12 protein-coding genes and 1 pseudogene are annotated in these 12,548 nt (G+C 69.8%); 8 read left to right on the forward strand and 5 right to left on the reverse strand.

The window, feature by feature from the left end:
- Window positions 1–3: 3 nt before the first annotated feature.
- Entirely contained in the window at window positions 4–2,169 is a 2,166-nt protein-coding gene (locus C475_RS12215) for a DUF7282 domain-containing protein (protein ID WP_006884146.1), read from the forward strand.
- 26 nt (window positions 2,170–2,195) lie between these two features.
- On the opposite strand, the gene rocF is transcribed toward C475_RS12215, so the two are convergent.
- Together rocF and C475_RS12225 are read right to left on the reverse strand one after the other, a co-directional pair.
- Entirely contained in the window at window positions 2,196–3,110 is a 915-nt protein-coding gene (rocF, locus tag C475_RS12220; protein WP_049930525.1) for an arginase, read from the reverse strand.
- Between the two features lie 72 nt (window positions 3,111–3,182).
- On the reverse strand, window positions 3,183–3,644 hold the full coding sequence (locus C475_RS12225) for a hypothetical protein (protein WP_006884148.1): 462 nt from the start codon (window positions 3,642–3,644) through the stop codon (window positions 3,183–3,185).
- A gap of 28 nt (window positions 3,645–3,672) precedes the next feature.
- On the opposite strand from C475_RS12225, the gene C475_RS24635 reads away from it, so the two are divergent.
- From C475_RS24635 to C475_RS12255, 6 genes are all read left to right on the forward strand, one after another.
- Window positions 3,673–3,954, forward strand: a complete 282-nt coding sequence (locus C475_RS24635) for a hypothetical protein (protein WP_006884149.1) — start codon at window positions 3,673–3,675, stop codon at window positions 3,952–3,954.
- Between the two features lie 93 nt (window positions 3,955–4,047).
- Window positions 4,048–4,581, forward strand: a complete 534-nt coding sequence (locus C475_RS12235) for an HTH domain-containing protein (protein WP_006884150.1) — start codon at window positions 4,048–4,050, stop codon at window positions 4,579–4,581.
- 173 nt (window positions 4,582–4,754) lie between these two features.
- Complete coding sequence (locus tag C475_RS12240; protein WP_006884151.1) at window positions 4,755–5,918, forward strand: NAD(P)/FAD-dependent oxidoreductase; 1,164 nt, start codon at window positions 4,755–4,757, stop codon at window positions 5,916–5,918.
- Window positions 5,919–6,086: 168 nt separating this feature from the next.
- The gene (locus C475_RS12245) at window positions 6,087–6,269 is read left to right on the forward strand and encodes a hypothetical protein (RefSeq protein WP_006884152.1); all 183 of its coding nucleotides are present in this window, start codon (window positions 6,087–6,089) and stop codon (window positions 6,267–6,269) included.
- Between the two features lie 114 nt (window positions 6,270–6,383).
- Window positions 6,384–8,339 carry a methyl-accepting chemotaxis protein gene (locus tag C475_RS12250; protein WP_006884153.1) on the forward strand — a complete coding sequence of 652 codons (1,956 nt, stop codon included), beginning with the start codon at window positions 6,384–6,386 and terminating at the stop codon, window positions 8,337–8,339.
- A 168-nt stretch (window positions 8,340–8,507) separates the two neighbouring features.
- Window positions 8,508–9,905 carry a hemolysin family protein gene (locus C475_RS12255; protein WP_006884154.1) on the forward strand — a complete coding sequence of 466 codons (1,398 nt, stop codon included), beginning with the start codon at window positions 8,508–8,510 and terminating at the stop codon, window positions 9,903–9,905.
- Between the two features lie 33 nt (window positions 9,906–9,938).
- Here C475_RS12255 and C475_RS12260 read toward each other — a convergent pair whose 3' ends face one another.
- Together C475_RS12260 and cdd are read right to left on the reverse strand one after the other, a co-directional pair.
- On the reverse strand, window positions 9,939–10,796 hold the full coding sequence (locus tag C475_RS12260; protein ID WP_006884155.1) for a nucleoside phosphorylase: 858 nt from the start codon (window positions 10,794–10,796) through the stop codon (window positions 9,939–9,941).
- Window positions 10,793–11,182 (reverse strand): cytidine deaminase, encoded by a 390-nt coding sequence (gene cdd / locus C475_RS12265; protein ID WP_006884156.1) that lies wholly within the window; start codon window positions 11,180–11,182, stop codon window positions 10,793–10,795. Before cdd ends, C475_RS12260 begins: the two co-directional genes overlap by 4 nt.
- Before the next feature lie 126 nt (window positions 11,183–11,308).
- Between cdd and C475_RS12270 the strand changes: the two genes are divergently transcribed.
- Window positions 11,309–12,073 (forward strand): DUF5673 domain-containing protein, encoded by a 765-nt coding sequence (locus C475_RS12270; protein WP_006884157.1) that lies wholly within the window; start codon window positions 11,309–11,311, stop codon window positions 12,071–12,073.
- 24 nt (window positions 12,074–12,097) lie between these two features.
- Here C475_RS12270 and C475_RS12275 read toward each other — a convergent pair.
- Window positions 12,098–12,548, reverse strand: a pseudogene (locus C475_RS12275) (phosphomannomutase); the annotation flags it as partial.

Below are 12,548 nucleotides of genomic sequence, written 5' to 3' on the forward strand. Positions count from 1 at the left end.
ACTATGCTCGGCAGACCCGCAGATTCGACGGTCGGCGTACTGTTCGTCCTGGCGTTCGCGGTCGCCGGTACGGCGGTGCTACCGGCGTTCGCGGTCGCCGGGTCGGGAACACAGCCCGCGGCGGCCGCGGTCGACGCCGCCGGGTCGGGCTGTCCGGCGGCCGGCGTCGCGACGGGCGGATTCGCTGGTTCGAACGCGGGGGACGGTCCGGTCGCGTCGGGAACCGCGAGCGGCCACTCGCTGGCCAGCTATCCGGAAGCGCCGCAACTGGACGTGGCCCGGGGCGATATCGCGGCCATCGAGACCGGGATCGCCAACGGTAGAACCGGGACCGTCCGGATCGAATCGGTCGGCGGCGAGTTCAACGTCTCGCTGACGTTCGCGAACAACGACGGTCGCAAGCCGGCGACCCTGTACGTCAACACCTATCTCGCGGGCAACGACTCGGCGGTCGCGAACTTCGCGTACACCGCCGGTGACAACGACCGCGTGGCCGTCGCCGACAGGGGGTCGGTCACCGGGACGCCGATGCCGGTCGGCGCCTACGACGTGACCGTCGAGACCGCGTCCGGGACGACCACCCAACGGATGACCATCGACGAGCCCGAAGTCGGTGACCTGACCCTCCTGCGCGCGCCCGGCGACCGCTTCGAGGAACTGGACACCGACGAAGATATCGCCGCGGCCCGAGAGTCCGGGTTGATCTCCGAGCCGACGCCGACCGGCGACGGACCCGAGGCCGCGCTGGGCGACACGATGGTCTACCGGCTGAACGCGAGCGGCTTCTACGGCCTCATGGCCGCCCAGGGCGGCGCGACGAGCGAGGCGAACTTCCTCACGGCGACCGGCGAGGACGGTGCGTTCGACCTGTCGATCACCTCCTCGGGCGACTGCGAATCGGCGGTCGACGTGGCGGGGAGCGTCGGGGACGGGACCGCGCGCGTGATCCCGGACCCGTCCAACGAGACGGTGTACGTGACCGCCGACCTGCGGCGGGTCGCGTCCCAGCCCGACGACGAGGGCGCGCTCCGCGGGCCGGGACGGGCGACGTACGCCTTCGCCGGTGGGACCCACGTCGTCGAGTCGAACACGACGACGGCGGTCGACTACGCGGTCGCCGACCGGACCTACAGCTACGATTCCGACGCCGGCATCCTCGTCCGGTCGGCCGACTCCGGACAGCGGGTCGCCGGCGAGACGAACCTGGCGCCGGGGACGAACCTGACGATCGAGGTCACCGGGCTGGACCGCGACTACGACGCGAGCGCGCGGACGACCGTCGACGACGACGGAACGTTCGGCGTCGACGTCGACCTGAGCGACGCGCCGAACGAGAGCCGGTTCACTGCGTCGATCGCCCAGATCGCGAACTCGCAGACGCTTTTGACCACCGGGTCGGCCGAGGCGACGGCCGTCCTGTTCGAACAGTACGAGTCGCCGAGTTCGAGCGAGGCCGACCGGGTCGAGAACGCCCGCGTCGCGCTCGAAGACGGCGGGTTCCTCGCGGTCTACCTCGTCCCGCCGGACGAGCAGGTGACCCGCGGGAACCTGATCGGCCGCTCGGGCTACCTCGACCCCGGGGTCCACGACCCGACGGTGTCGCTCGACCGCCCGCTGACCGACAGCGCGAACGTCGTCCTCGTGGCCCACCGCGACGACGACGGCGACGAGCGGTTCGACTACCCGGCCGACGACAGCCCCTATCGGATCGGCGACGACCCCGTCTACGGCGTGGGTCGGGTGCTGCTCGACGGCGACAACTCGACGCCGCCCAGGAGCCCGCAGTATCTCGGCGTCACGCTCCCGCCGGCCGAGGCGATCACGGGGACGCCGGCCCCGACCGCGACGTCGACCGACGAGCCCACTCCGACCGCGACGCCGTCGCCGACGCCGACCGCGACGGAGTCGGACGAGGCCGTCGGGACGACGGAACTCCCGCCGCCGACGCTACGCAGGACGGACACGCCGACGGCGACGCCCGTTCCGAACGGCACCGCCGTCGGCACGACTGGTCCGAACGGGACCGTCGAGCCCAACGGGACGGCCGCGAACGGGACCGCGACGGTCACGGATGGCGCGACCGACGGGTTGGGCCCCGGGTTCGGGGTGACCGTCGTGGTGGTCGCCGTCGTCCTGTTCGGTGCGGTCGCGCTCTCGCGGCGGGAGTGAGCGGCGGGACGCTCGCGATTCGGGCGTCAGAGAATCCGTTTTCCGAGCGCGCTCGCGGCGAGTTCGACGGCGAGTTCGGCAGTCCTGTTGTGGTCGTCGAGGATGGGGTTGACCTCGACGATCTCCAGCGAGGCCAGGGCCGGGCCGGTGGCCCGCGAGACGAGTTCCATCGCGGTGTGGCCCTCGCGGTAGGAGGCGCCGCCGCGGACCGGCGTGCCGACCCCGGGCGCCTCGGTCGGGTCGAGGAAGTCCATGTCGAGGCTGACGTGGACGCCGTCGGTGCCGTCCGCGGCCACCTCGACGGCGTCGCGCGTCACCTCGGGGAGCCCGCGCTGGTCGACGTCGGTCATCGAGAACGCCGTTACCTCGCTGTCGCGCACCGCCTCGCGCTCTTCGTCGTCTAGATCTCGGAGCCCGACCATGGCGACGTTCTCGGCGTCGACCGTGGGCGAGTCGGCCCACTCGCTGTCGGCGAACGAGCCGCGGCCGAGGATCGCGGCCAGGGACATCCCGTGGACGTTCCCGCTGGGCGACGTGGTAGGCGTGTTGAAGTCGCCGTGGGCGTCGAACCAGACGATCCCGAGGTCGCGGTCGCGGGCGGCGCCGCCGACGGTCCCGATGGCGATCGAGTGGTCGCCGCCGAGGACGAGCGGCACTGCGCCGTCGGCGACGGCGCCGGCCACTTCGTCGGCGAGGTCGCGACAGACTCGCTCGGTCGCGCCGAGGTACTTCGCACGCCCCTCCGGCGGCCGACCGGCGTCCGGTTCGGTCCGCTCGGGGCTCGGGACGACGACGTTCCCGCCGTCCTCGCAGTCGATCCCGAGCGAGTCGAGTTCGTCGGTGAGGCCGGCGTAGCGGATGGCCGAGGGTCCCATGTCGACGCCGCGCCGGTCCGCTCCGAGGTCCATCGGCGCGCCGAAGACGCGCACTGGTCGGTCCATACGCTCGCAAGGAGGCCGAGCGGCAAAACCGTCGGGGCTACTGGACGAGTGCGCCGGCCTTCACCGCCTCCGTCAGTAGGTCGGCGGGTCGGTCCCCGGAGGGACGACGAACCGACGGAGGACAGTCCCGACACCACCTCCTACGGCACCGACGAAGCCGAACAGTGGGCCGAGAACCATCAGAAACACGCCGGACAACAGCGCGCCGTACATGGAGTTCCCCTCGGGCTGGACGAGCCATAGAACGAGCAACCCCACTGTGACTGCGAGCGCCGAGACGGCCAGCCCGATGACTACCGCGCGGAAAGCCACGGCGACCCCTTCGTACCACTTGCGACCCAGCGAGGCTCCGGTGAGAAAGCCGGCGAGCGCGACGACCACGAGTCCCGTCGTCCCGATCGCCTGTGACAACCCGTCGAAGAACACACCAGCGGCAAACAGGGCGACCGTCGTCATCGAACCGAACACGACCTGTCGCGGGTGGTCACCGAGGTAGGACTGGTGACCGCTGCCGACCCAGTCTCGAAGGTTCATATCAGCCATTGACAGAGAAGTCAATTAAGTGTACTGTACGTTCAGGCAACTCGTACTGGGCGCAGACCCGTTCGACGTCTTCCTCGAAGGCGATTTCGGGTCCCAGCCGGTGGAGCCGCGCATCGCGTACGACGACAGCGCCGCGATGTGGAAGACCGCGGCGATGAAGTTCACCAGGTTCGGCCCGATAAATCCCGCACCGCCCGCCGCCGGCACCCGCTTGCCATCCATGCGAGAAGATGTCTCACCGAGCGCAAAAATCGGCCCATTACCGTCGGACCGCGAGCGGATCCGGTGTGTGAGGGACTGACTGTCTCGACTTCGGGCTGAGAGACGGCGAAAATCGCCGCGCTTGCCGACGGCCACCGCCGGGTTTAATAAAATCTATGACCAATACCTGGGTATGTCATCAATCGAGCTGACGCCCAGCCAGAAAAACATCCTACAGGAGCTCGTCAATCTCTATCGGGAGTCCGAAAGCGCGGTGAAAGGGGAGGACATCGCGGAGAAAGTCGACCGGAATCCGGGCACGATCCGCAACCAGATGCAGAGCCTCAAGGCGCTCCAGTTGGTCGAGGGCGTCCCCGGCCCGAAGGGCGGGTACAAGCCGACGGCGACGGCCTACGACGCCCTCCAGATCCAGGACATGGACCAGGCCGCCGACGTGCCGCTCGCGCACAACGGCTCCGACATCGAGGACGCGAACGTCGAGGAGATAGACCTCACTAGCGTCCACCACCCCGAGGAGTGTCGCGCCGAGATCCAGCTCCAGGGGTCGATCGCCGACTTCCACGAGGGCGACACCATCACTGTCGGCCCGACGCCGCTCTCGAAGCTCCAGATCATCGGCTCGCTCGAGGGCAAAGACGACACGAACAACAAGCTGATCCTCACGATCGACGACATGCGCGCGCCGGCCGGCGAGCCCGAGCACTGATTCGGCCCCCGGCCCCCCTCGCGACGCTCGCTCCCGCCGACTGTCTGTCGTTCTCGCACGTTGACGCTAACCCGCCGGTCGATCCTCGATATTCATGATAGAAAGCGACCGAACCGTCGGATCCTCGGGCCGGATTCGCAGGCTTTGTATCACCCGGCTACAGAGTGGGCCGCATGAACGACAACGTCGTCGTGCTCGGGTCCGGCTACGCGGGCGCGGGTGCGGTCAAGAGCCTCGAATCCCATCTCGACGGTCGGGCCAACGTCACGTGGATCTCCGACGTGGACTACCACCTCGTCCTCCACGAGTCCCACCGCTGCATCCGCGACCCCAGCGTCCGCGAGAAGGTCACGATCCCCGTCGAGGAGGTCAAATCGCCGTCGACGACCTTCCACCAGGCCACCGTCGAAGGCGTCGACACTGACGAGCGCGTCGTCGAACTCGAAGACGGTGCGGACGTGTCCTACGACTACCTGCTCGTGGGCATCGGATCGCGCACCGCCTTCTTCGGCATCGACGGCCTGCGCGAGCACGCGCTCACGCTCAAGAGCCTCGACGACGCGCTGGGCATCCACGACGCCGTCTCCGAGGCCGCCGCGGCCGCCACGCGCGACGACCCCGCGACGGTCGTCGTCGGCGGCGCCGGCCTCTCGGGCATCCAGACGGCCGGGGAGATCGCCGAGTACCGCGACGACTACGGCGCCAGCATCGACATCGAACTCGTCGAGGGCCTCGACCGGGTGCTTCCCAACAGCGACCCCGAACTGCAGGGCGCGCTCCGCAAGCGCCTGGAAGCGGCCGACGTGAACATCCACACCGGCGAGTTCATCGGCGAGGTCGACGAGGAGACCGTCTACATCGGCGACGACGCCGAGATGGACTACGACGTGCTGATCTGGACCGGCGGCATCACCGGCCGCGAGGCCGTCGCCGACGCGAACGTCGACAAGGACGAGCGCTCGAACCGCATCTTCTCCGGGATGACCTTCGAGACCGACGACGACCGCGTGTTCGCCATCGGCGACGCCGCCATCGTCGACCAGCCTGGCGACGACCCCGCGCCGCCGACCGCCCAGGCCGCCTGGCAGGCCGCCGAGGTCGCCGGCGAGAACCTCGCCCGCCGCGTCAAGGGCCAGCCGCTCACCGAGTGGACCTACGACGACAAGGGCACCGTCGTCTCCGTCGGCGAGGAGGCCGTCGCCCACGACGTCAAGTTCTTCCCCATCTCCACCTTCGGCGGCGTGCCAGCCGAGATCCTCAAGAAGGGCATCGCCGCCCGCTGGATCGCCGACGTGTCCTCCGTCGGCAACGCCATCGACGCCTGGCCCGACATGTAGGGCGCGCCGGGGTCCCGGTGACCCCCCGTTCGCAGCCGCGCCACGGGTCGAGTGAACGAGGTGGTCAACCGTGCAGATATCGGAGCCCGAAGACGGAACGGCGACGAAGCGTCGCCGCTCGCCGACGGTCGCAACGAATATGTACGGTCGGCATCACATCCCGATTCGATGTCACAGAACCCCCTGGCCAACCCCGCTATCAGATACGGCATCGGCGCGTCCGGCGCACTGGTGATCGCGGTCGTCGCGTACCTCTTCCTCGACGGCACGACCCAGCTCGTCGCCTACGCGGTGGCCCTGCTCGACCTGCTCGTCACGCCGCAGATCCTGAAGCGAGCCGCGACCGCCTGACCGTCGGCGAGTGTCGGTGTCGTGGCATCGGTCCGAGCGGTCTTCAGCTCCGGGATTTCAGCGTCTGATACTCGGGCCGATGTGCTTTTGCCGAGCTAGTGCCCGGAGCTTGGTATGCCAACCGACGGAGTCGCCAGTGGGGTCGCGCCGGGTGGAAGACTACGGGGCAAATTCGAATCGTTCGTCGAGTACACGCCGAGCGGGGACACGATCCCCGACGAGGCGTGGCGGCGTCGCCACCGCAACATCCTCCTCGTGGTACTCGCTCACGTCCCGCTGCTGTTTCTGCTGGGGATCTTCGAGGGGACCGAGACGACGTTCTCGGGGGCGACTATCCCGTCGATCCCGTTGTCGACCATCGTGCTGGAGCTCGGTTTGCTGGTCGCGCTGGTCGGCGCCGCGAGCCTGTCCCGGTTGCCCAGGCGGGCGCGCACCGCACTGGGGACGCTGGGGATGCTCTCGTGTTCGGTCGTGCTCGTTCACTTCTCGGGGGGGTTCATCGAAGCGCACTTCCACTTCTTCGTCGGGATGGCCGTCGTCGCCGTCTACGAGGACTGGGTGCCGTTCGCGCTGGGGATCGGGTACGTTGTCCTCACGCACGGCGTCTTCGGGATGATCAACCCGAGCCGGGTGTACAACCACGAGGCCGCGATCGCCAATCCGTGGGCCTGGGGGCTGATCCACGGCGTGTTCGTCCTCGGGCTGGCCGCCGCGCTGATGTCACACTGGTACTCGACGGAGCGCTCCCGAGCGGAAGCGAAAGAGCGGCTCCGGGAAGCCGAGGAGAAGACCCGGCAGGTCACGGATCTGGAGGAGCAGCGAGCGGAGATCGAGGAAGCGAAAGCGGAGGCCGAGGCGGCCCAGGAACGGGCCGAACAGCGCCGACGGGAGGTCGAGCGGCTGAACGACCACCTCGAAGCCAAAGCGGACGACTACAGCGCGACGATGTCGCGGGCGGCCGACGGCGCGCTGCACGTCCGACTCGACGCCGAGAGCGAGAGCGAGGCGATGACCCGGATCGCCGAGTCGTTCAACGAGATGATCGACGAGACGGAGTCGACCATGGCAGAGATACAGGCGTTCGCCGCGGAGGTCGCCGACGCCAGCGAGGAGGCCGACGGGGGCGCCGCGGACATCAAGACGGCCAGCGAGGAGGTGAGCGAGTCGATCGACGAGATCTCGACGGGCGCGAACGACCAGTCGGAGAAGCTCGACGCCGTCTCCGCGGAGATGAGCGACCTCTCGGCGACGGTCGAGGAGGTGGCGGCCTCGGCGCGGACGGTCGCCGAGACCTCGCGGGAGACGGCCGAGATAGCCGAGGACGGCGAGGTGACCGCCCGGACGGCGATCGAGAACGCGCGGGAGAGCCGCGCGGCGATCGACGAGACGACCGACCGCGTCGAGGCGCTCGACGACCGGATGGCCGAGATCGGCGAGATCGTCGACCTCATCGGCGACGTGGCGGAACAGACGAACATGCTCGCGCTGAACGCCAACATCGAGGCCGCCCGCGCGAGCGGCGGCGGTGCGGGCGGCGACGGGTTCGCGGTCGTCGCCGACGAGGTCAAACAGCTCGCCGAGGAGACGCGGGCGTCGGCGACGGAGATCGAGGACCTGATCGCGGAGACCCAGGAGCAGACGACGGCGACGGTCGAGGAGGCGCGCCGAGCCGAGCGACACATGACCGAGAGCGTCGAGGTGGTCGAGGAAGTCGTCGACGCGTTCGAGCAGGTCTCGGAGAACGCCGAGGAGACCGATCGGGGGATCCGGGAGATAAGCGCGACGACGGACGACCAGGCCGAAAGCACCGAGTCCGCGGTCTCGACCGTCGAGGAGGTCGCGGAGATCAGCCGGTCGACCGCGGCGGAGAGCGAACGGGCGGCGTCGGCCGCCGGGGAGCAGGCGACCGCCATCTCTGAGGTCAGCGCGAACGTCGGCTCGCTGAACGAGCGCGCCGAACGCCTCCAGTCGCTGTTGCGGAGCTTCGAGGTCCACGACGACGGCGCGGGGCGGCTGGGGAGCGGAGCGGCGGGCGCGATCGCCGTCGAGGACGGCGGTCGGCCCGAGTGACCACCGACGAACGTGGACGACGCGCCGGTGACCACCGAGTTCGCCAGTCGGCATAGACCGGGCAACCAGAGGGAACTCGTCGTGACGGGCCACCACGATTAAATCGGCTCCCGCTCCTAGACCGGCCATGAGAGAGACGACTCGTTCGCCCGTCCGTCGGAGGCCGCGATGGTAGATCTGCTGTTCTCGACGGGGCGGCTCCTGGCCGCGCTCTTATTGGTTGCCCTCAACGGTTTTTTCGTCGCGTCTGAGTTCGCCTACGTCCGCGTTCGGTCGAGCGCGGTCGACCAGATGGTCGCTGAAGGACGAGCGGGCGCGGAGCTGTTGCAGAACGCCCTCGACGAACTCGACAACTACCTGGCGGTGACCCAGCTCGGGATCACGCTCGCCTCGCTCTCGCTCGGCTGGATCGGCGAACCGGCGGTCGCGGCGCTGATCGAACCGGTCCTGGGCGCGCTCCTCCCGGAGAACCTCATCCACCTCGTCGCGGTCGGGCTCGGGTTCGGGTTCATCACCTTCCTGCACGTCGTCTTCGGCGAACTGGCGCCCAAGACCATCGCCATCGCCGAGGCCGAGCGGATCGCCCTGTTCGTCTCCCCGCCGATGCGCTTTTTCTACTACCTGTTCGTCCCGGGACTGGTCGTCCTCAACGGCACGGCGAACTACTTCACCCGCATGATCGGCATCCCGCCGGCGTCCGAGACCGAGGAGACCCTCTCCGAGGAAGAGATCCTGACGGTCCTCTCCCGGTCGGGGACGAAAGGCCACGTCGACGCCTCGGAGGTCGAGATGATCGAACGCGTGTTCGAACTCGACGACATCTCGGTCAGGGAAGTGATGATCCCGCGGCCGGACGTGACGAGCGTCCCGGCGGACGCCACGCTCGCGGACCTCCGCGAGACCGTCATCGAAGCGGGCCACACCCGGTATCCGGTGCTCGACGCCGACGACCCCGACCAGGTGGTCGGCTTCGTCGACGTGAAGGACCTCCTGCGAGCCGAGGAGTCGATGACGGACGACGTCACCGCCGCCGACCTGGCTCGCGAGATACCGCTGATCCCCGAGACGGGCGCCGTCGACGACCTGCTCGCCGAGTTCCAGGACGAGCAGCGACAGATGGCCGCGGTCATCGACGAGTGGGGCTCCTTCGAAGGGATCGCGACCGTCGAGGACGCGGTCGAGCAGGTCGTCGGCGACCTGCGCGACGACTTCGACGTGGTCGACCGCGAACCGACGATCGACGAACGGGCCGACGGTACCTTCGCCATCGACGGCGGTGTCGTCCTCACGGAGGTCGAGGAAGCCCTCGACACCGAGTTCGGGACCGACGACGTGGGCACGGTCGGCGGGCTCGTCCTCGACCGGCTCGGCCGCGCCCCGGAGGTCGGCGACGAGGCGACCGTCGACGGCTACCGGTTCACGGTCGAAGCGGTCGACGGCGCCCGGATCGACGAGGTGGTGGCCCGGGCGGTCGAGGGGGACGAGCAAGCCGGCGACGCCGACGAGGAAACCGACACCGGCGGCGAGTCGGACGCCTCGCCGACGGCCGAAGACGCCGGCGAGTGACTCCGCCGGACTCTCCGAACGTCCCTCGCCGCGTCACCCGTCCAGTCCGAGCCCGGGATGCCACCGGTCGACGCCCGCCGCCTCGGCCGCCTCGTCCATCTCCGCGAGGATCGAGACGGCCTCGCTCGCCACCCTGGCGGCCTTGCGCTCGCCCTCGGTGCGGAACTCGCCGGTGACGCGGTTGGCGTAGACGGTGCAGACCGCGCCCGCGCGGAGCCCGTAGAGGTTCGCGAGCGTCAGGATCGCCGCCGCCTCCATCTCGAAGTTGAGGACGTTCGCCTCTCGCAGGTCCTCGACGAGCTCGTCGGCGCCCGCCGCTTCGAAGCCGCCGAATCCGGGGCGACCCTGGCCGGCGTAGAAGCTGTCCGTGCTGGCCGTGATCCCGACGTGGTAGTCGTAGCCCAGCCGCTCGGCGGCGGTGACCAGCGCGCCCACGACCCGGTCGTCGGCGCTGGCGGGGTAGTCCTCGCGGACGTACTCGTCGCTAGTGCCCTCCTGGCGGACGGCGCCCGCGCTGATGACGAGATCGCCCACGGCCGCCTCCTCGCGGATGGCGCCACAGGAGCCGACCCGCAGGAGCGTGTCGACGCCGACGCGGGCGAGTTCCTCGACGGCGATGGCCGCCGACGGCGAGCCGATCCCCGTCGACGTGACCGAGATCGGGGTGTCGTCGTAGCTCCCCGTGGCGGTGCGGTACTCGCGGTGTTCGGCGACCACCTCCGAGGCGTCCCAGCCGTCGGTGATCTTCTCGACGCGCTCGGGGTTGCCCGGCAGGAGGACGCTGTCGGCCACGTCGCCCGCCGAGACTTCGAGGTGGTACTGTTCGTCGTCGTTGGGGTCCTCGCTGGCGGGAGTCGCCGCGTCGCTCCCGTCGTCGCCCTCACCGCTCATCGTTCGACCATCTCCCGCGTGATCGTCTCGGGCAGCAACTCGCCGAGTTCGTACTCGACGGCACCGTCCGAGCCCTCGCAGACGACGACGAACGACTCCTCGCAGAACTCCGCGAGCGACTGGCGGCACATCCCGCAGGGGGTCACGCCGTCCTCGGCGGCAGAGGAGACGGCGAGGCGGTCGAACTCGCGGTGGCCGTCGCGGACCGCCGTCCCGAGCGCGACCTCCTCGGCGTGGAGGCTGTTGCTGTAGTTGGCGTTCTCGATGTTACAGCCCGTGTAGACGCGGCCGTCGGCGACCCGTAGCGCCGCGCCGACGGCGTACTCGGAGTACGGGGCGTAGGCGGCCTCGCGAGCCTCGCGCGCTTGGTCGAGTAGGTCCTTCATGGGCGTACCGAGCGGTGGATAGCACTTAAGCCGTCGCCCGCGGAGCGACTCCCCTCTTGCGCCGATCCGGCGGCTCGCGGCGATCCGGCGTAACGAACTTGTGGGCGGGACGACACGTATCGGACGATGCGACGCTGGCTCCGCGCGTCCCTGACCGCCTACGCTGCGCTGCTCGTCGGGCCGGCGGCGACGCTGGCTCCGACGCCGACGTGGCCGTCGTTCGCGGGCGGCGTGACCCTCGGTAGCGCCCTCGGTTTCGCGGTGACCGCTCCGCTCGACGGCCCCGAGGACGTGCTGACGCTCCCGCGGGTCCTCACCGGGTTCGCGCTCCCGCTGGGGTGGCTCGGGCCGGCGTGGACCGGTGCCGCGTCGATCCCCTCGTTCCTGTTCACGCCCTGGGCGGCGGGCGCACTGGCCGTCGTCCCGTGGTTCGCCGCCGTCCTCGTCGCCTCCGAGTGGCGGACTCGCGAGCGGATCGACGCGCTGGGCGAGCGGGTCGTCTTCGAGGCGCGAAAGCCATCCGAGACGCGCCGGCAGACGCGGATCGCCGCGGCGGCGGTCCTGGGAATCGCGGTCGTCGTCGCCGTCGTCTCCTTCGCGCTCGGTGGCGCCGGCGAGTCGATGTACTGGCTGTTCCCGACGCTGCTCCCGGTCTGGATCCCGGTCCTCGCCGGCTCCGACGGGAAGGAAGTCGCCGTCGCGGACGGCGGACTGCGCGTCGAACGACAGGTCCACGGCTGGGACACCGTCGACGGCTACGAACTGACCGACGACGCGCTCACGCTGACTCGACCGAAGTGGTACCACGCCGACCTCTCGTTCGACTCCGGCGACATCGAGGACGTGGAGGCCGTGACCGCCGCGCTGGACGACGTGCTGTCCCGTCGCTGAGGCCCGGTCGACGACGAACGCGGATCAGGCGTCGGCGACGGCGTCGCGGACGACGGTCGTCACCGCGTCGACCAGACCGGCCACGTCCTCGCTCTCGGCGTAGACGCGGACGTACGGTTCGGTCCCGCTCGGACGGACGAGCGTCCACGAGCCGTCGCGCAGTTCGAGCCGCACGCCGTACTCCGTATCGACGCTCGCCTCGGGGAACTCGGCGGGGAGTCGCTGTTCGACCAGCGCCATCGCGCGCCCCTTGGCGTCGTCGGGACACTCCACGCTGACCTTCCGGTAGGGCCGCTCGGTCACCGGGTCGCGCAACACGGCGAGGCCGGGACCGGCGACGAGGCGGGCGAGCACCGCCGCGCTCGCGACGCCGTCGATCCAGCCGCCGAAGGCGGTGTGGACGTGTTTCCACGGCTCGGCCGCGAAGACGACCTCGGTGTCCTCGTCGCCGGCGTCGCGGGCGGCGGCGATCCCC

Source organism: Halosimplex carlsbadense 2-9-1 (genome assembly GCF_000337455.1).
Lineage (GTDB): Archaea > Halobacteriota > Halobacteria > Halobacteriales > Haloarculaceae > Halosimplex > Halosimplex carlsbadense.